The sequence below is a fragment of the Thermogymnomonas acidicola JCM 13583 genome, from assembly GCF_001316105.1.
GTDB lineage: Archaea > Thermoplasmatota > Thermoplasmata > Thermoplasmatales > Thermoplasmataceae > Thermogymnomonas > Thermogymnomonas acidicola.
Window position 1 is genome coordinate 205,377 of sequence record NZ_BBCP01000001.1, and the last position, 17,370, is coordinate 222,746.

Consider the following 17,370-nt stretch of genomic DNA (forward strand, 5'->3'; position numbering starts at 1 on the left):
GGAGCATGAGATCGGGGGGGCGCCAGTTCTCCGGCTTGAGGCCCCCCCATGGTTTACTCCCAGGCACAGGGCATTGGCCTCTGCCTGCTCTTCACAGCCCTCCTCATATGGCTCCCGGTGGCGGGCCCGGCGCTGGCAGGCTACCTTTCGGGGGCGGAAATCGGGCACAATGGGCAGGGCCCTGGTCTCTTCCCTCGTTACCACCGCGGTTTTTGAAATACTGGCCCTCTCCCTGGCGCCATTCAGGACGGGTGTCCTCCACGTTGCGGGAACATACATCGAAGGCACGCTACTCACACTCTCCACCTCGGGAGTGATCAACGCCTCATCTGTACTGTTTTCCATCCACACGGCCTATGGGCTCCTGAGGTCATTCACAATCTTCGTGCCCTCGGCCCTGATAATACTTAACACCTTCAGCCTCATCGGTGGCCACCACTCCTCGCAGATCAGGAAGGAGAGGATCTACCTCGGTGGGAGGCAGGCAACAACGGTTGCAGGGGGGGAGGCCCCCCCCAGGGAAGACACCGATGACTCCGGAGACAGCCCCCCCTCCTGGTCTTACCTGGAATAACCAAGGCACTTTTAATACTACCCAGGGATAAGGGTCTGCATGATCGACGTCAGGAGCCTGAGGGAGGACCCAAAGCCTTTCTACGATTCCTGCAGGGCCAGGGGGGGATTCGACGTCTCTGTCCTGGACAGCTTCTTCGACCTGGACAGGAGGTGGAGGGAGAACAGCAGGAGGCTTAACGAACTGAAGCACAGCAAGAACGTGATCACCGCGCAGGTGGCCCAGGCTGTGAAATCTGGTGGAGACGCGGAGGCCCTCAGGGAGAAGGTGAAGGGCATTAACGGTGAGATAGAGCAGCTTGAAAGGGAACAGGAGGCCATAGAGAGGGAGAGGGACAGGGTGCTGAGAATGATCCCGAACCTGATACACAGCTCTGTGCCCGTATGCTTCGGTGATGACAACAACGTGGTGGTGAGGAGCTGGGGGGGAGTGGCGAAGGTGTGCAGGGAGGACGAGGGCTACATGAGGGCCAACGGTGGCGGGATGGAGTACGAGATCATAGAGAAGAGGCCCAGGAGCACGTGGACATACTCCCTGAGCTCAACCTGGTCGACCTGGAGAGGGCAGCGAAGATAGCCGGCAGCCGGTTCTACTTCATAAAGAACAGGCTCCTGAAGCTTGAACTGCTCTCATAAATTACGCCATTGACTTCCTGTCTGAGAGGGGGGGCTTCAGTGTGGTGGAGCCACCATTCATGCTCAACCTCGAGAGCATGTCCGGCGCAACTGACATAGAGACATTCAGGGACACGCTGTACAAGATAGAGGGTGAAGATCTTTACCTGATATCGACGTCCGAGCATCCCATAGCCTCCATGTTCAGCGGGGGGGAGTTCCTGGAGGAGAGGGACCTGCCCATGAGGGTGGCTGGCCTGTCCGCCTGCTTCAGGCGTGAAGCCGGTTCGCATGGCAAGGACACGAAGGGCATATTCAGGGTGCACCAGTTCAACAAAGTGGAGCAGTTCGTCTTCTGCAGGGAGGACCAGAGCTGGGAGTTCCTTGAGGAGATCCTGAACAACGCCGAGACGATATACAGGAACCTTGGCATACCGTACAGGGTTGTCAACGTCTGTTCCGGGGGGGAGCTAGGAAGGCTGGCTGCAAAGAAGTACGACATAGAGGCCTGGTTCCCCGCGCAGGGCAGGTTCCGTGAGGTGGTCTCGGCCTCCAACGACACAGATTACCAGGCCAGGGCACTCTCCATAAAGTACCGCAGCAGCGAGGGAAACAAGTTCGTGCACACACTGAACAGCACGGCGGTGGCCACCACAAGGACGCTGGTTGCCATAGTCGAGAACTTCCAGCGCGATGACGGAAAGGTGATAGAAGTACCGAAGGTCCTGGTTCCATACACAGGCTTCGACCACATAGGTGAGTAGCTCAGGCTGGCCCAGTGTCTCACTGATTACGGGTAAAAATTCAACAGCATTTTCACTGAACCCAACCAGATCGGCATCCCGCTGCGTGTCACCTTGACCTCTCTGCGTACGCGTTCTTGGCAATGGTAGGTGAGTACTTCTTCCACCTGTCCACTATCGGCAGCTTCTCCTCCACCACCTGGTCCATGACGTTCAGGTACCTGAGAATGCGACGACGGAGATATCAGCGTCCCTCACCGCTGAGATGAGATCCCTGTTGGTGTTCGTTGAATCTCCGCCGGAAAAGACGCCGGGTATGGACGTCATCCCGTACATGTCGAGTATTGGCTGTCCCTGTGGCGTGAGCCTGAGCTGCCTCATGTACTTCTCACCCATGAAGGAGTAATCGGTCTCCTGGCCCGTCGCCTCTATGACGTAGTCCGCCTTTATCTCAAGCACCTTGTCCTTCTTTGGCACCGGTTTGGCCCTGCCACGGCCCTCCATGACCATCTCGTTCTGCCAGTACCTCACCTTCACGACCCTGCCGTTCTCCTTCACGTACTCGAAGGGCGTGACTTCCCAGATGTAGTGGACACCCTCCTCCAACGACTCCTCCATCTCCTCGTCTGCATTGAGGGACGGGTAACCTGGCCTGTCCACCTCCCTCCTCCTGTACATTATGTAGACGTTCTTGGCCCCCCCGAGCTCAGGGAGGTCCTTGAGGCATCATTGGCAGTGAAGCCGCCACCGATTATCACCACATTCTCGCCAACATCCGGCCTCTCGCCGAAGCTGACCCTCCTCAGGAACTCTGTGGCGTGCACCACATTGGGCGCGTCGCTCCCTGGCGTGCCGGTCATCCTCGGTTTCTGGTTGCCGACGGCAAGGAATACGGCATCGTAGGTGTTCATTATCTCCTCGAAGGATATGTCCCTGCCCACCTCAGTGTTCAGCCTCACCTCCACGCCGTGAGAGAGGATGAAGCCTATTTCCTTGTCCAGGACGTCCTGTGGCAGCCTGTACCTCGGTATCCCGGTCTTCATGAAGCCGCCCAGTGCGGGCAGCTTCTCGAACACGGTCACCTTGACGCCCTGTATGGAGAGGTAGTATGCCGCAGTGAGGCCTGCCGGGCCTCCGCCTATGACGGCCACCCTTTTGTTTATGAACTTGCGCCTGGGCACATCTATTATCTTCGAGTAGTCGTCGAACTTGTCCGCCGCGTACCTCTTCAGGTGCCTTATCGCCAGCGGGCCGCCTGTGTCGAAGAGGACGCATATGTCCTCGCACATGTGCGTGCAGACCCTGCCTATCACAGCAGGGAATGGAAGGGTCTCGAATATTATCCTCACGGTCTCGGCCGGATCGCCAACTGAAACGTTCCTAATGTAAGCCCCCTATATCCAGGCTTGCAGGGCATGCCTGCGTGCAGATGTTGCACCCGAGACACCTGGAAGCCTCGGCAACAGCCTCCTCATCTGTGTAGCCCCTGACTGGTTCAAGCGTGAAACCCTTGAGCCTCTCTGCCGGGTCTTCATGGGTGATCTTCACGCGCTCCAGGTTCAGCATAACTAATTCACCTCAGTAATTTCTCTTCCAGTATTAACATTTGCCCATCACCCAATGATCCTGGGCACCACGATCATTGCGAAGAACAGGTCGAAGAGCACCACCGCGGCTAGGCCTATGTAAAGCGAGTTCTTCTGCTCTATGAAGGTCGCCAGCGAGAACACAACCACGGTTATGGGGGGGTGAATATGAGCACCCAGAGGCCGAGGGTTATGAAGTAAACGCCGTCCAGGGAGCTATGCCGGAGAGGATGTGGTTCAGGTATATGTACTTCGAATCAAGGGTGTTGTGGTAGGCTGCCAGCTGGAGGACGGAGAAGCCGTCCGCTCCGTGCCTCGCAAATATAAGGAGCACCCCGAGCAGGATGAGCGTCACGCTCGTTATCACTCCTGCCCTGAGGACGTAGGAGACCACAGTGTCCCTCTCAACCATCAGGTCGTCACCTCCTTCCTCTGGCCCCCTCGTGTTTGATAGGTACAGGCCAAGTATCATCACAATCGCGAACACCACCGATATTATGAACTGGATTAATGTGGCTATGCTTATTATGTCCCTTATGTAAAGGCCCTTGAGTACCATCTCAACCCCGAGGAATGAAAGGACGCCGAAGAAGATCCACCTTATGTTCTTGTTCGTCATCCTCACCAGTATCTTTGCACCTATGAAGGCCCCGGTGAGGACGCCTATGGCAGTTGCAGCGGCTATGAAAACCTGTATGTAGCCCTCGTACCAGTATATTGAACTGCCTGTGGCGGCAGTTATGCCGATCATGAAGTTGCTTGTGGTTGTGGTCACCTTCATGGGCAGGTTCATGGCCCAGTCCATGCCCAGCACCTTGAGGGCCCCCCCGCTCCCGATGCCCAGGAGGCCCGATATGGTGCCCGCGAAGAACATGATTATCTCGCCGAGCCACCATCTCACTCCATTGTAATCTACCCTCTTCTTGAGCCTCGCATCGTAGTAGGATCCAGAGAGCTGGAATACCCTCGTTGTCCAGTCAGGGTCCATCTTCTGGGGGGGTATCTCGTACTTACCCTTCTTTATGGTGGGTATAAGGGAGAACAGGAGTACAATGCCAAACACTATGTATATGACCCACTGAAGCGAGTGCCTGTATATGTCAACAGCGAGTATTGAGCCGAAAATGGCGCCAAGCGTCGTTGCGACTTCAAGGCCAACACCCACCTTCACGTTTGTTATCCTGTCCCTGGTGTATGCGCTCGCTGAGCCCGCTGATGTGGCTATCGTCGACACAAGGCTTGCTCCGGTTGCAAAGATTATGGGAACGCCGTAGAAGATCGTGAGGAGAGGGACAAGCACTGTACCCCCCCTCCCAGGCCAGTGAGGGAACCGAGGAGACCAGCGAAAATACCACCTGCAACTATGCTGATGAACCTGATGATTGCGCCGATGTAAGTCAGCATCAACTGGGTATTCCCTGATTAGATAAATTACTTATTACCTGGTTCACACTTTATATGGACTACTGAAAGTTATTCAATACGCTCCCTGTGGCTGTGCACCCAGAGGTGTTTTTAATTGGATATATTGTAGTTCATTCAATCCTTGGAAGTATACCAACAAGAGAAGCGTTCCAACTTACTAAAACATTTGGGGGGCCAGGGCACGTGTGAAATATAAATAGGGACAGTGGATTAACCACATCATGCCAGTAAACATTGAGGAACTGCGCCATGGCCAGGAGCTCCTCAAGAGGGGGGTTTGCCAAGATGACCAAGGGTGGCGTCATAATGGACGTCACCAATGCGGAGCAGGCAAGGATAGCAGAGTCCGCAGGCGCTGTGGCGGTTATGGCCCTTGAAAAGGTGCCTGCCGACATAAGGGCGGCCGGCGGAGTGGCGAGGATGGCTGACCCGGAGAAGATAAAGGAGATTATGGACGCGGTTTCGATACCTGTGATGGCCAAGGTGAGAATAGGCCACCTGAGCGAGGGATACATCCTGGAGGCCCTCGGTGTGGACATGCTGGATGAGAGTGAGGTGCTGACCCCGGCTGACCCGTTCTTCCACCTGTACAAGAGGGAGCTGAAGGTGCCGGTTGTGTGTGGGGGGGCCCGGACACTCTCAGAGGCAGTGAGGAGGATATTCGAGGGTGCCGCAATGATAAGGACGAAGGGGGGGGAGGCAGGAACGGGCAACATAATTGAGGCAGTGAGGCACATACGCCTTGTCAACGAGGGAATATCCGTTCTTTCGGAGATGTCCAGTGATGAAATCTCCAGGGTGGCCGAGAACATTGCATCTTCTTACAGCAAGCTGCGCAGGGAGGTCTCGAAGGAGCTGCTGGGGGGACGAGGACAAGCTATCCCTCTCCAGGGTCTATTACGGCCTTGACTACGACAGGATCGTGAAGGAAATCCTCTCCATACTGAAGGAGATAAAGAGGCTGAGGAGGTTGCCGGTGGTCAACTTCGCGGCTGGGGGGCGTTGCAACGCCAGCGGACGGTGCCCTGATGATGAAGCTGGGCGTCGATGGCGTGTTCGTGGGGAGCGGTATATTCAAGAGCCCCCCCAACCCGGAGAAGATGGCCAGCGCAATAGTGGAGGCTGTGGAGAACTTCGAGGACTACAAGATGATAGGCGAGGTCTCGAAGGGACTCTCCGGAATGCGTGGCACGGACATCTCCACAATACCGCAGGAAATGAGGTTGCAGGAGAGAGGATGGTAAACGACCCCTGATCTGCTCACATCCCTGGTCACCGTAGCGCTGCTCGCAGCGCTGTTCATACTGTCCCTGAAACTGAGCATCTTCGACCTCAAGGGTAGCGTTGCAGCGCTCCTGGTCGGCCTCATAGTCGGTTTCCTGGGATCAATAAGGTGGCTCATACTGCTGATAGTGTTCGCAGTGTCTTCTCACTTCGCTACCAGGGCTTACATGGAATACAAGACGAAGAATAACCTGCAGGAGGGCGCACATGGGGGGAGAGGAGGGGGTCAAACGTATTCTACGCAGCCCTGGTTGGAACGGTCTTAACACTCTTCAACTTCCTGAGGCCAGCCCACCTCCCCCCCTATTTCACCCTCTTTGCCATCTCGCTGTCAGTGGTGAACGCTGATACGTTTGCAAGCGAAATAGGCGTTATAGACAGGAACGTCTACATGATAACGAACTTCAAGAGGACAGTGCCCGGCGTCAATGGCGGCGTATCCCTGACCGGGGAAATGGCAGCGCTCGGGGGTTCCCTCATTGTAGGCATAGCTACCTCATCCTGGTTCCAGGCAGGCCAAACCCAGCTTACTTTGCGGCTGTTGTCCTGATGGGCTTCCTGGGGGGGTGCCAGATAGACAGTGTCCTTGGAGCAACCCTGGAAAACCGTGAAAAGCTCACTAAGGGGGAGGTCAACCTTATATCCTCACTCCTCCCTGTCATCATATCTGCACTGATATTCTACTGAACTCAGGTCACCTGTGCCAGGTGTTCTGCATCCAGGGCTTCCCTGAAGTTGCTGAACCTGGCCCTCCTCATGAGGTGGAACTGGAAACCCTTGTTCTCCTCCATGATCGACCTGGCGTCCTCGAGGAACCTTTCCCTGGGCAGGACAATGTCGCAGTTCACGCCTGCCTCTGCCCTTGAGATCCAGAGCCTCCTGGACCTGGACATGGAGAGTGAGCCGCACATGCTGAACCTGTAGCCAGGTGAGAGCCCGAGCATGGAGCCCTCCGATGCGATCACCACGTCACCCAGCATGGCTATTTCGTAACCCTCGTTTATTGCGTCACCGTTGACAATGGTGAACACAGGTTTGTCAAGCCCTATCAGGAGAGATACGAAGGCCCTTATGGCACCCAGATCCACCGACTTCCCCCACTGTATGCCCCCTCAAAAAGATGCTGTTCATTCCTGTAAGCGCAAGGGCCCTGACGTCACTGTCGACCGAAGCGATCCCGAGGACAGATATGGCCTCTTTTATTGCATTCTCACTTGCGATGCCTGCGGTATTGCTCCTGAAAACGACTATCCCGATGCTTCCCTCTCTCCAAAAAGAGATGTCGTGGTATCCCACGACCCTAACGTCACTCATGGTAGTTCGCAGCCCTGTAGATCCTGAGGACTATGCCCGCAAGTATCAGGAGCACGCCTAGTCCTATGCCAAACTCGGACTCGTTGGGGGGGACATATGTCGGGTTCAGGCCTGATATGACGTAAGCTATGGCTATCATCGCTATCGCTATGATCGATGTGAGTGCGATGGCTGTGTTCTGGCTCATGTAGTGTACGTTCTTTGGCTTCTTTACGGTCTCCCCCCCCATTGCCATCTCAATCTTCTGCGAGACGTCAGCGCTCTTCATCGTACCGACTGCTGCAAAGACGGTCACTCCGCCGGTGAAGATCGAGCTGACCAGGTTCAGGCCATCAGAGTGTGCGAGGAAAGCGAGAAGTTCTGGGCGAACTCAAATATGCCCACAGACATGATCATTGCGAATATTATGAACGAGGCCAGCATGCTCCTGGCTCCTACCCTCAGCCTACCCTTCTTGTAGAGCCTGCCAAGGGCCAGCATTCCTCCAACGACTAGGACGAACGGAGGCACAACGACTGCGGCAGTCTCCCAGCCAGGGATCTCCACACCGGCGCAAGAGCACCCCCCCAGAGTGACAGTATCACAAGGTAGATGATACCTAGTATGCCGAAGGCTGTTACAACTGGCCTGGCAAGCGGGTGGAGGTCGTTGCTGTTGTCTATGAACGGTATTATTATGAAGTAGATGAGAGGGATCACTGCAAACGTGATCGTGGCAGCCAGGGCCTCAAGGCCACCGAATGCGTGAACATCTCGAAGTCCACTGCCTTGTAGACGAATAGCAGGAACCATGGTGGGTACGGGGGCACGAAGGATGCGAGTGAACTGCTGGGCGATACCTGCGGGAATGGTGAAAAGAGTGCAGGTACATTTGGAAGCAGTGCCACAACTGATGGTATGAGGATTATGATGCCGAACGTCATCAGAGCAAGCTGCACAGTGAACGCCAGGTTGTAAGGGCTCCAGGGCTTGTATGTGGGCTTCTCCTCGTCTATGGCAGGTGCCTGTACTTCGATTCCTTGTTGGAGGGCATCATTCCGTTTGCCTCTGCCATGAAGAAGTGGAAGCCAAACAGCAGGCCCACCAGAGCGGCCAAAATTATGTGCCATCCCAGCATCCTTATGAAGAGGCCTGTTGTGGTGCCGTTTCCAAAGAAGACGTTCTCAAGCCAGGGGGGGCCTATGACTGGCACAGAGAGTGCAATGCCCCTGCCCACGTCCGTGGCATCCACTGAGAGCACGTCCCCCGTCATGGAGTAGCCGAAGTAACCCACGCCAACGGTCAGGAGGAGGAGTATGACGCCGGTGATCCACTGCAGCTGCCTTGCTTCTTGTAGGCGCCCATGAAGTAGTTCCTGAACATGTGTATGTAGACAAGTGCTATCATCGCGTATGCACCGTAGAGGTGCGTTGTGAGGAGCAGGGACCGAATGGCACCTCGTTTATGATCGTCTCAGTGGTAGCGTATGCGTTTGCCGGGTTATAGTAGAGAAGGAGGAGCAGGCCGGTTATGACTTGGTAAATGAAGGCGATCGAGACAAGCGCGCCTGTCCAGTAAAGGAAGCCCCCCTTCTTCCTCATGTAGTCAGGTACGCGCCTAAGCGGGAGGTCCTGTATGTGGAGCGGGTCCTTGCCAAGTATGGTTTCACTAATTCCTCTCTTGGGTATGTCCATCTATCGATTCACCTCACGAAGACGGGGGGGTTCCCAGGTCAGTGACCGTTGTGGTTGTCGTACCCACCGGAAACGGAGTGCCGCCACTCAGGTCTGAGGGCTTGCCGTATATTGTTGGCCCAACCATTGATTTCACGTAAAGGGTATCACTCACAGGGTCCCACTCAAGCACTACGTTGGGCAAAGGCTTGGCCGTGGGCCCGGTCACCACGCAAAGCCGTGCAGTGGGTCGTATGTGCTACCGTGGCAGTTGCAGTGTATCAGGCCGTTCTTGTATGTGTTCACCAGGCCGGGGGGGTGTCCCGGGATGGGCGTACCCGGTGTGTAATAATGTATGATTGGTGGCACGCAGCCGAGGTGCTCGCAGATTGCACTTGATGCAACGATGTTCTGGTCTGGCCCCCACGCCGTGCTGACATGAACTTCGCACCCGTCGCAGGTATGGTCACCTCCGTGCTCTCGATCTTTATGGGCTTCCCGCTGGCATCTGCCAGCTTAAGCAGGAAATTTGGCTCACCCTGGAGCGGGTAATCAAAGACGAATATGCTGGGTGAGTTTGTCGGGAAGTCTGCTGTCTTCAGAGGTACAGGGATGGAGCTGGTTGAATTCGGAGGCACCCAGTAGAGCTGCATCGTCGGGAACGAGGTTATGCCAGCCACCGGTGTCTTCACGTTCTGCAGCACTGCCTTAACAGCTCCGCCTGCCGCTGCAATCACGGATACAGCAACCATTACCTTGAGAAAATTCCTCTTGCCCTCGTCAACAGGTTCATCATCCGACGGCATCGTCTAGAGATTGTAACACTACTTATAATAATTTTCCAGATTGTGCCTTGCCCGACTATGGAGCGCAACGGGGGGGGCAGGCCAGGGCTGGAGCACTTTCTCCCCCCCTCCTATCACAGGCAAAGGTATTTTAAAAGCATAACTATGCAGCATCCAGGTAAAGGGCCTGTAGTCTAGTGGTCATGATGTCGCCCTTACAAGGCGGAGGTCACCGGTTCGAACCCGGTCAGGCCCATTGGGTTCACTGGTCTCAGTTTCTAATCAAAGGTACCGAACCTTCCAGGTGGCTTGGCGAAGAAGAGGTTCTCCATAACTGAATCCCTAGGCAGTGAGCTTATCCTGTCATCCAGTTCCCTAAGGAACCTGTCCCTGGTGGCTCTATCCACATCCAGGCCGAGGTTCTGCATCATCCTCATGAGACCACCAACGGCCACCTGGTAGCCGTAAAAGTAATGCAGTGCCCTTCCGACCCTCTTCCTTATCTTCTTCAGGTAGGCCTCTCCGGCAAGCATAGTACCGCCCAGGACACTCACGTCTCCGCTTCCTTGCACCCCCCCGGAGGAGTGCAGTAGCGACGCTATGTATCCAGAGGCCTCCTCGAGCACCTTGTCAGCCTCCCTGTTCCCCCCCATCCTGGCGATGTCCACAAGGCCCGGGGGCAAGAGCAGCTATCCTTCTCTTAGAAAAGTTCCTCTGGGCCTCCGATATGGCGTCCCTCAGTGGCAGGCCATAGTGGCCCTCGACGAGCCTCACGAAGTCCCGGCTCTCCATTATCCCGTCTGCCTCCCTGGTCGCCAGGTTAAGTGCCCTCAGGCCGAACCAGTACCCGGAGGCCTCGTCACCGCACAGCCAGCCCCCCCAACCTGCGAGCCTTTTGAGCTCCCCATCCTTTTGCACAAAGCAGACGCTGCCTGTGCCACCGGCGAAGACAAAACCGTCGCTGCTCATGTTGGCCAGGAAGTACGCGGCTGACCCGTCATTCTCGACAATGAAAGGCCTTCCTCCTGAGACCCTGCTGCATATCCTTTTCCCTGTCTCCGTGTCCTTCTGGGAATCACCAACACCCGCGAGGCCGAAATAAAAATGCCTGACCGGATTCGAACTAATACCGGCCATTTCCAGGGCCTTTAATATGTTCTGTACTGCAACCTCTTCCGGAACGCTCGTGAAGTTAGACGGCCCGGATACGCCGCATGAGACTATGCTGTCCTCAGATTCGTCATAGAGAATGGCAACGGTTTTTGTGGCCCCCGCCATCCACAGAAACAAGCATGGGGGGGTGGGTAAGGTATAGTGTTTATTGATTTTTTCACTTCTGGACAACGAGGCTCACATGGGTCAGTGCATTCAGGTTCGTGTACTCATTCTCAACCACAATGGTCAGGTTGTACGTCCCGTTGGAGGCAAAGGCGTAAGCCTCAGGGTTGACACTGAAAGTGAGTATGTACGAGTAGCTGTCTGGAGCCCTCAGTGGGACCGAGGAGGACTTGGGGGGGTAGATCGTTGTGGATGTGGACGATGTCAGGTTTATCAGCTGAGTCACGGTGAAGTTTCCTGAGCCGTTTGCCTGCGCCTCTATCGCTGGCGGAAGGTCGTAGATGTAAACTGTTGCGTCGGTGGTCGTGAAGTTGACCGTTATGTTGAAAGTGTCCTTGTAGTCTGTGCTGTTGATCGTGATATTGGTGGGGGCTAACTGCAGTGATGTTGAGCACTTGCTGCTGTGAGCTGTAGTTGATGGCTGAGGCAGCGGCATGCCCTATTCCTATACCCACGGCCACCACAACAATAGCCAGAATGGCAGCCAACCATCCCTTCAATCACACCACCTCAGCGTCTCATTCGGAATGCGGCCCTGCATCGTGATCTGGACATGATTGAAAAAGTGGTTAAAAAATTTCTCCACCCCCCCGCATCTCACATAGGCTTCCTGATCACGTGGAAAGAATCCTTCTTCTTCACGAAGTCTGCGATTGCATGGGCAGCCGCCACCGCCTCGACGCCGCCGGATATGTATATGAGCGGAATCACCAGGGCGTTGTACCACCACTCTATCCTCATGTGCTTCGTGACGTACCTGTTGATCCTGAAGCCTTCCAGGTACATCCACAGCTGGTACGCCATAGTGAACGCCCACAGAGGCACGAGCCACGGTATGTCAGGCACAACCTGGACACCGAACAGCATGGAGGCCACAACCACTATGACCGCATACTGGAAAGGACTCACAGCGTAGGATATTGTGTAGAGCACCATGGGTATCTTGACCTTGGGCCTCAGCTTGTTCGAGAATACAAGCTGCAGGAAACCGGAGTACCAGCGCCTCCTCTGTTTTATGAAGTCGTAGATCGTTGGAGGCGAGGCCCCCGTAGACAAAGGAGTTGAGGAACTTGCTCTTTCCAGGGTATAACTGTGAGAATACCAGGCCAAAGTAAGAGTCTTCGAGCCTGTTGACACCGAAGTCCCACCCGATCCTGTTCTCCACAGACGACCTCACAAGGAGGTGTTCACCGTGCAGTCCGGCCAGGGGCCTACCCAGTATGCCGGTGAAGAAGTGGAACCTGGTCAGGTCGTCAGAGGGCCTTATAGAATCAGCGACCCTTGCTATCCATGACTTTGAGAGGTCGTATGGGAAGCTCAGGACACCCTGTGCCAGGTGATAACTTACTCCGTCGTCCTCGCTTATGAACTGCGCTATGGACTTTATGGTATCTGCCCCCCCAACAGCGGTGTCGTCGTCGAGGTGGTATATGAACACATCGTCCCTGGCCAGCCCCCCCTCTCTTTCCCTTACAATCCTTGCGTATTCCAGTGCCCTGGCCTTATTCTTTGCCCCCCCGTTCCTGCACCTGAACCCTGAAGGCACGGTGACAAGGTTGATCGAATCCCCCCCGAAAGTCCTGAGGAGCGTCGGAATTCCCTCTGATCCCTCATCCACGACCACATCGATCCTGAACCTATCCAGGTGGAGCGGCGCGAATGTGAGGATCGACTGTATCACCCTGGAAAGTGCGGGGAGCACATCCATGCTCCCGACGGATGGTATGGTGAACACCACCAGTTTCGAGACCCTACCTTCGAACCTCGGTGTGGCATAGCGGCTCGCACCGAATGCCCCCCCCACGGTTCCTATGACAGCGGCAGGGAAGTAGAGGGACCATATGAACCCTACAAAGTAGCTCCCCCCCTACCTATGAAAGCGTGCTGAACGGAGTAGTAGAGCACAGGGACACTTACCAGGAAGATTATGAGGAGGTGTAGCATGTTCCCCCCCTTCTTGAAGTCCCTGTTCCCTCTCCTTCTATTACCAAACATCTCTCCGGTCGATGTCTTTGATTCGGAGGTTATTAATAACAATTTATGCCTAGGTGGTGATATAATCCAAACTGTGTATATGTCACGATAAATTATTTTTAGTTTAATTTTTATACATTTCCCGAGGTTACCACAGCCCTTCTCCTGTTTTTACACATTGAAAAAGTATTTTATTGGGAAGAATTACAGGCTAGATCGAGTTGCAACCGGACTGGGATACATATTTCATGAGGATGGCCTTCTTGGCCGCATCCAGGTCAAACTGTGTGCGGAGGAAGGTCGGGGGGGCAGTGATCGTGAAGGACCGGAACGTTCTGGCCACAGGGTACAACGGGCCGCCATCAGGGTCTGCCCACTGCGATGTTGCTGGGTGTGTCAGGAACATAATGGACATAAAATCGGGGGGGGAGCGGCATGAGCTCTGCCGCGGACTGCATGCAGAGCAGAACGCGATAATACAGGCTGCGGTGCATGGGGGGGTGAGCATAAAGGATGCCGTGATATATGTCACCACGCATCCCTGCGTGGTATGTGCGAAGATGCTCATCAACGCCCACATCAGGGAGATCGTTTACGCTGAGGGGGGGTACCCTGACGACCTCTCGGAGCTCATGCTGATAGAGAGCGATATGTCGACCAGGCAGTTCAGCCTTCCAAAGAGTGAAGTGCGTGCCATGCTGGGTGAGATCCCTCCAGAACTGAGTGGTGAGGACTGATGGGGGGGATAGTCGTTGAGGTTGTGAACCTGATCCTCTCGATAATCCAGACGATAGGATACCCGGGGGGGATATTTGGCCTGATGCTGCTCGAGGGCATGCTGCTCCCGATACCCTCGGAGGTTGTGATGCTATTCGGAGGCTACCTGGTGGTTTCGGGCGGGCTGCCCGCTTACATGAACGTGCCGGCCTTTGCCCTGCTTGTCCTTGCGGGTACTCTGGGCAACCTGGTGGGAGCCTACATAGCCTATGCCATCGGGAGGTACGGCGGGATACCTCTGATAATGAAGTTCGGAAAATACGTGGCGCTGGACGAGAAATCTGTAAGGAGGACGGAGGAGTGGTTCAGGAAGTACGGGCCTGCGTCTGTTTTCTTCACAAGGCTCGTGCCGGTGTTCAGGACATTCATATCCATACCTGCGGGAATAGGTGAGATGGATCTGAAGAAGTTCCTCGGGCTGAGCTTTGCCGGTTCACTCATCTGGGACATAGTGCTGGTATACCTGGGCATGAAGCTCGGGAGGAGCTGGGAAGTGGCTGTGAACTTCTTTGACAAGTACACATACGTTGCTGTGGTGGCAGCTGTCCTTGTGATACTCTATATAGCCTACACCAAGTACAGGTCTCTGAGGAGGGGTGCTGGAAACTAGTTCCAGTACCTTAAACAATGCTTCACCCGCTACTTTCTTCGCAGGAGTACCTGCTCCTCGCAGTTCCCTGGTATGTGAAACCAAAGCAACAGCGCACTTACTTCCTTTCCTGGCTTGCACCATCGTAGGTGGCTGCCACCCTGCAATTCCGAACCGGGCTTGCATGCCCGTGGTGCCCGGAAGGGAGACGCTATAATGGGCCAACCCTGCGCTTTCCACCGGTCAATTAGCTACATTGCTATTTTTAGATCACGCCGAGGAGGCACATCAGGCAATTGGTGCCAAAATGTGGGTTTTTAAAATATGTTTTAGGGGACAATGAAGGAAAGCAGAAAGATTACGAAACCTATCCCGGCCATCACCTCAACGGTCAGTTCAGTTATGTGTGCAAACTTGAGGAGCAGGCCTGCGAGCTCTATGACAAAGAGGCCCGTGAAGAATAGTGGGTATCTTGCCCTGCTGTTCATTATGCTCTTCATTCACCTCACCTCAGTGTATCAGGATTATGTTGGGGAACATGTGGACGCCCAGTGCCCTTATGTAAAGGTCCACGAATATCAGGAGCGAAAGGCTCGTCCAGGCCAGTGCCTCGTGGTGCCTGTTGAGGGCTGACTGGAACCTGAAGAATCCCCCCCACCTTGCGGAGCTCCTCGGCTGGGACTGGTTGAACACGCAACCGAAGCACTCAGCCCCCCCTCCTGCAGTCACGTGCCTGAGAGAGTGGCAAGAGAACGTGTAGAGTGTGACGAAGATCGCGTTTATTAGCAGTATGATTGAGCCGAGGGACAGCTCTGCGAAGCCCTTGTAGGTTATCGATACGTAGACGTCGTAGAAGAAGAATGGTATTATGGGCCATGAGGCGTACATGAAATACCTGTGCACGTTCTCAACCCTGAAGAACCTGGTCTCCCCCCCGTTGTACTTCCTCTTTGTGTTCTCGTGCCTCACGTCTGCCCTGCAGGCCATGGGGTGGCTGAATATGTGCCTGTGGTAGTCCTTCCTGTAAGCGTAGCATGTGAGCCTGAAGAGACCCACAATGGGGGGAGCACCAGAACGGTTGGGGAATAGAAGGGATCGATGAGGCCATCAGTCTCCCTTACGGGGGGGAACTGCGTGAGCAGGTAAATGGCCAGTATGACGACAAGGATAAAGGACCATATCCTCCAGTTGGGCTCCCTGAATTCGGCAGGTATCAGGCTCGTGTCGTGGGTTTCAGCGTTTATCGTCACCACGCTTTCCTTTCCCTCTTTGTTGGCTATCATGCTACAGTCTCACCTCTCTTCTTCATCAACCTCCTCTTTATGGCGTGCATGAGGGGGTCATACTGCAGGTCCACTGCCCTCTCCTTCTCTGGTATTATTGCATTGTCGGTGATATGTATGTGCTCAGGGCACACCTCCTGGCAGCACTTTGTTATGTTGCAGTACCCCAGGCCTCCCTCCTCGTTCAGGAACTTCGCCCTGTTCACTATGTCAAGTGGGTGCATGTCAAGGGATGCCGCCTTCACTATGTGCCTGGGGGGGCCGAAGTAGCCGGACTTGTGCTCCCTCACCACGTGGCAGACGTCCTGGCACAGGAAGCACTCTATGCACTTCTTGAACTCCTTTGCCCTCTCCACGTTGATCTGCTGTATCCTCCACACATCCTGGTGCTTCTTTCCCTCGGCCTCAGGGTTCATTAATTCCTTCCTGACGGTGAACTTCGGTATCTTGCTCATTATCCTGTAGTTCTCGTCCACGTCTGTAACGAGGTCTCTTATCACGGGAAACGCCCTCATGGGAGCAACGGTTATCCTGTCTCCGAGTGTGTCGATCCTGGTCTTGCACATGAGGGCGGGCCTGTTGTTGATCTCCGCAGAGCACGAGCCACACCTGGCCGCCTTGCAGTTCCACCTTATGGCCAGCGTTGTGTCTATCTTCTCCTGGACGTACCTGACAGCATCGAGGACAACCATCCCCCCCTCAACCGTTGGCACCTTGTAGTCCACGAACCTGCCCTCTTTGTCCTTTTCAGGGTCGAACCTGAAAATGGACAGCGTCACCTCTCTGTCCGCCATTACTGGTACACCTCCGGCTTCACCAGCTTCTTCAGCTCCTCTGGCATTTCAGGAACCGGCACAGTGTCCATCTTCATGGTATCGCCCTCCTTCCACAGGATTATGTTCTTGAGCCAGTTCCTGTCCTTCTTCGGGTAGTCCTTCCTGGTGTGTGCGCCGCGGCTCTCTGTCCTCATTATTGCGCTCCTCACTATGGCCTCGGCAGCTATGAGCATGTTGCCTAACTCCAGGGCCGTGAAGAGACCGTGGTTGTACTTGCGCCCGCCTGGCACAGAGACCTTCTTGTACTCCTCCTTGAGCTCCAGTATCTTCTGGAGGGCACTTTCCAGGTCCGGCCCATTCCTCACTATGCCGACCTTGTTGGACATGGTCTCCGTGAGCTCGTCCACCAGGAGGTACGGGTTCACGCCTCCGGGCTTTAGGTAGGAGAGGACCCTGTTGATCTCCTCCTGCACCTCAGAGTCTTCTATTTCTGCAATCTTCTTGTCGCTTGCATACTTGGCCGCAGCCTCTCCGCTCCTTTTCCCGAAGACAAGGATATCGGCCAGTGAATTACCGCCGAGCCTGTTTGCCCCCCCGTGCAGCCCGCATGCGACCTCTCCGGCAGCAAAGAGGCCAGGCACGTTGGTTGCGGTTGTG

At 55.0% G+C, this 17,370-nt stretch carries 22 protein-coding genes, 1 tRNA gene and 7 pseudogenes; 9 read left to right on the forward strand and 21 right to left on the reverse strand.

Annotated features, from left to right (window positions below):
* Positions 1 to 169: 169 nt before the first annotated feature.
* Both JCM13583_RS01440 and serS read left to right on the forward strand, forming a co-directional pair.
* Positions 170 to 574: a hypothetical protein gene (locus JCM13583_RS01440; protein ID WP_075056399.1), complete on the forward strand. Its 405-nt coding sequence runs from the start codon at positions 170 to 172 to the stop codon at positions 572 to 574.
* A 39-nt stretch (positions 575 to 613) separates the two neighbouring features.
* Positions 614 to 1,952, forward strand: a pseudogene (serS, locus tag JCM13583_RS01445) (serine--tRNA ligase).
* A gap of 88 nt (positions 1,953 to 2,040) precedes the next feature.
* Here serS and JCM13583_RS01450 read toward each other — a convergent pair.
* From JCM13583_RS01450 to JCM13583_RS01460, 3 pseudogenes are all read right to left on the reverse strand, one after another.
* Positions 2,041 to 3,497 (reverse strand): annotated as a pseudogene (locus tag JCM13583_RS01450) (FAD-dependent oxidoreductase).
* Between the two features lie 47 nt (positions 3,498 to 3,544).
* Positions 3,545 to 3,929: pseudogene (locus tag JCM13583_RS01455) on the reverse strand (DUF1634 domain-containing protein).
* Between the two features lie 42 nt (positions 3,930 to 3,971).
* Positions 3,972 to 4,921: pseudogene (locus JCM13583_RS01460) on the reverse strand (sulfite exporter TauE/SafE family protein); the annotation flags it as partial.
* A gap of 306 nt (positions 4,922 to 5,227) precedes the next feature.
* Here JCM13583_RS01460 and pdxS point away from each other — a divergent pair.
* Both pdxS and JCM13583_RS01470 read left to right on the forward strand, forming a co-directional pair.
* Positions 5,228 to 6,186, forward strand: a pseudogene (gene pdxS, locus JCM13583_RS11775) (pyridoxal 5'-phosphate synthase lyase subunit PdxS).
* A gap of 12 nt (positions 6,187 to 6,198) precedes the next feature.
* Positions 6,199 to 6,913, forward strand: a pseudogene (locus JCM13583_RS01470) (DUF92 domain-containing protein).
* Between the two features lie 2 nt (positions 6,914 to 6,915).
* On the opposite strand, the gene JCM13583_RS01475 reads toward JCM13583_RS01470, so the two are convergent.
* The 8 genes and pseudogenes from JCM13583_RS01475 to JCM13583_RS01505 all read right to left on the reverse strand — a co-directional run bounded on the left by JCM13583_RS01475 (position 6,916) and on the right by JCM13583_RS01505 (position 9,997).
* On the reverse strand, positions 6,916 to 7,314 hold the full coding sequence (locus JCM13583_RS01475) for a hypothetical protein (protein ID WP_075056400.1): 399 nt from the start codon (positions 7,312 to 7,314) through the stop codon (positions 6,916 to 6,918).
* The gene (locus JCM13583_RS13530) at positions 7,265 to 7,540 is read right to left on the reverse strand and encodes a hypothetical protein (RefSeq protein ID WP_171823332.1); all 276 of its coding nucleotides are present in this window, start codon (positions 7,538 to 7,540) and stop codon (positions 7,265 to 7,267) included. The genes JCM13583_RS01475 and JCM13583_RS13530 overlap by 50 nt, the downstream gene beginning before the upstream one ends.
* Positions 7,533 to 7,835, reverse strand: coding sequence for a hypothetical protein (locus JCM13583_RS01480; protein ID WP_075056401.1), 303 nt, complete (start codon positions 7,833 to 7,835; stop codon positions 7,533 to 7,535). The genes JCM13583_RS13530 and JCM13583_RS01480 overlap by 8 nt, the downstream gene beginning before the upstream one ends.
* 29 nt (positions 7,836 to 7,864) lie before the next feature.
* Positions 7,865 to 8,050, reverse strand: coding sequence for a hypothetical protein (locus JCM13583_RS11785; protein ID WP_171823333.1), 186 nt, complete (start codon positions 8,048 to 8,050; stop codon positions 7,865 to 7,867).
* A complete protein-coding gene (locus tag JCM13583_RS01485) occupies positions 8,032 to 8,331 on the reverse strand; it encodes a hypothetical protein (protein WP_162509178.1) in 300 nt (99 codons plus the stop codon). Before JCM13583_RS01485 ends, JCM13583_RS11785 begins: the two co-directional genes overlap by 19 nt.
* Before the next feature lie 199 nt (positions 8,332 to 8,530).
* Positions 8,531 to 8,932 carry a cytochrome b N-terminal domain-containing protein gene (locus JCM13583_RS01495; RefSeq protein ID WP_162509179.1) on the reverse strand — a complete coding sequence of 134 codons (402 nt, stop codon included), beginning with the start codon at positions 8,930 to 8,932 and terminating at the stop codon, positions 8,531 to 8,533.
* A complete protein-coding gene (locus JCM13583_RS01500) occupies positions 8,922 to 9,212 on the reverse strand; it encodes a hypothetical protein (protein ID WP_075056405.1) in 291 nt (96 codons plus the stop codon). The genes JCM13583_RS01495 and JCM13583_RS01500 overlap by 11 nt, the downstream gene beginning before the upstream one ends.
* Before the next feature lie 13 nt (positions 9,213 to 9,225).
* Positions 9,226 to 9,997 (reverse strand): annotated as a pseudogene (locus JCM13583_RS01505) (Rieske 2Fe-2S domain-containing protein).
* 162 nt (positions 9,998 to 10,159) lie between these two features.
* Here JCM13583_RS01505 and JCM13583_RS01510 point away from each other — a divergent pair.
* Positions 10,160 to 10,232: transfer RNA gene (locus JCM13583_RS01510), tRNA-Val, on the forward strand.
* 22 nt (positions 10,233 to 10,254) lie between these two features.
* Here JCM13583_RS01510 and JCM13583_RS01515 read toward each other — a convergent pair.
* From JCM13583_RS01515 to JCM13583_RS01530, 4 genes are all read right to left on the reverse strand, one after another.
* On the reverse strand, positions 10,255 to 10,644 hold the full coding sequence (locus JCM13583_RS01515) for a hypothetical protein (RefSeq protein ID WP_075056406.1): 390 nt from the start codon (positions 10,642 to 10,644) through the stop codon (positions 10,255 to 10,257).
* Positions 10,607 to 11,254, reverse strand: coding sequence for a hypothetical protein (locus JCM13583_RS01520; protein WP_075056407.1), 648 nt, complete (start codon positions 11,252 to 11,254; stop codon positions 10,607 to 10,609). Before JCM13583_RS01520 ends, JCM13583_RS01515 begins: the two co-directional genes overlap by 38 nt.
* 52 nt (positions 11,255 to 11,306) lie before the next feature.
* Complete coding sequence (locus JCM13583_RS01525; protein ID WP_075056408.1) at positions 11,307 to 11,750, reverse strand: hypothetical protein; 444 nt, start codon at positions 11,748 to 11,750, stop codon at positions 11,307 to 11,309.
* Positions 11,751 to 11,911: 161 nt separating this feature from the next.
* Complete coding sequence (locus JCM13583_RS01530; protein WP_171823334.1) at positions 11,912 to 12,451, reverse strand: hypothetical protein; 540 nt, start codon at positions 12,449 to 12,451, stop codon at positions 11,912 to 11,914.
* Here JCM13583_RS01530 and JCM13583_RS13535 point away from each other — a divergent pair.
* Both JCM13583_RS13535 and JCM13583_RS13540 read left to right on the forward strand, forming a co-directional pair.
* Positions 12,445 to 12,654, forward strand: coding sequence for a hypothetical protein (locus JCM13583_RS13535; protein ID WP_075056410.1), 210 nt, complete (start codon positions 12,445 to 12,447; stop codon positions 12,652 to 12,654). The two genes, JCM13583_RS01530 and JCM13583_RS13535, sit on opposite strands and share 7 nt — an antisense overlap.
* Positions 12,655 to 12,723: 69 nt before the next feature.
* Complete coding sequence (locus JCM13583_RS13540; protein WP_171823335.1) at positions 12,724 to 13,092, forward strand: hypothetical protein; 369 nt, start codon at positions 12,724 to 12,726, stop codon at positions 13,090 to 13,092.
* 70 nt (positions 13,093 to 13,162) lie between these two features.
* On the opposite strand, the gene JCM13583_RS13545 is transcribed toward JCM13583_RS13540, so the two are convergent.
* Positions 13,163 to 13,309 carry a hypothetical protein gene (locus JCM13583_RS13545; protein ID WP_171823336.1) on the reverse strand — a complete coding sequence of 49 codons (147 nt, stop codon included), beginning with the start codon at positions 13,307 to 13,309 and terminating at the stop codon, positions 13,163 to 13,165.
* A 200-nt stretch (positions 13,310 to 13,509) separates the two neighbouring features.
* On the opposite strand from JCM13583_RS13545, the gene JCM13583_RS01545 reads away from it, so the two are divergent.
* Both JCM13583_RS01545 and JCM13583_RS01550 read left to right on the forward strand, forming a co-directional pair.
* Positions 13,510 to 14,025, forward strand: coding sequence for a cytidine/deoxycytidylate deaminase family protein (locus JCM13583_RS01545; protein WP_075056412.1), 516 nt, complete (start codon positions 13,510 to 13,512; stop codon positions 14,023 to 14,025).
* Positions 14,025 to 14,675 (forward strand): DedA family protein, encoded by a 651-nt coding sequence (locus tag JCM13583_RS01550; protein WP_162509181.1) that lies wholly within the window; start codon positions 14,025 to 14,027, stop codon positions 14,673 to 14,675. Before JCM13583_RS01545 ends, JCM13583_RS01550 begins: the two co-directional genes overlap by 1 nt.
* Before the next feature lie 308 nt (positions 14,676 to 14,983).
* Here the strand turns inward: JCM13583_RS01550 and JCM13583_RS13550 are convergent, their stop codons facing one another.
* From JCM13583_RS13550 to JCM13583_RS11790, 5 genes are read right to left on the reverse strand one after another with little or no spacing between them, the layout of a single operon-like run.
* A complete protein-coding gene (locus JCM13583_RS13550; protein WP_171823337.1) occupies positions 14,984 to 15,154 on the reverse strand; it encodes a hypothetical protein in 171 nt (56 codons plus the stop codon).
* Between the two features lie 10 nt (positions 15,155 to 15,164).
* Entirely contained in the window at positions 15,165 to 15,641 is a 477-nt protein-coding gene (locus JCM13583_RS01555; protein ID WP_075056414.1) for a hypothetical protein, read from the reverse strand.
* Positions 15,620 to 15,937, reverse strand: a complete 318-nt coding sequence (locus tag JCM13583_RS01560) for a hypothetical protein (protein ID WP_075056415.1) — start codon at positions 15,935 to 15,937, stop codon at positions 15,620 to 15,622. The genes JCM13583_RS01555 and JCM13583_RS01560 overlap by 22 nt, the downstream gene beginning before the upstream one ends.
* Complete coding sequence (locus JCM13583_RS01565) at positions 15,934 to 16,731, reverse strand: succinate dehydrogenase/fumarate reductase iron-sulfur subunit (RefSeq protein ID WP_075056416.1); 798 nt, start codon at positions 16,729 to 16,731, stop codon at positions 15,934 to 15,936. Before JCM13583_RS01565 ends, JCM13583_RS01560 begins: the two co-directional genes overlap by 4 nt.
* Complete coding sequence (locus JCM13583_RS11790; protein WP_162509182.1) at positions 16,731 to 17,354, reverse strand: FAD-binding protein; 624 nt, start codon at positions 17,352 to 17,354, stop codon at positions 16,731 to 16,733. Before JCM13583_RS11790 ends, JCM13583_RS01565 begins: the two co-directional genes overlap by 1 nt.
* Positions 17,355 to 17,370 lie beyond the last annotated feature (16 nt).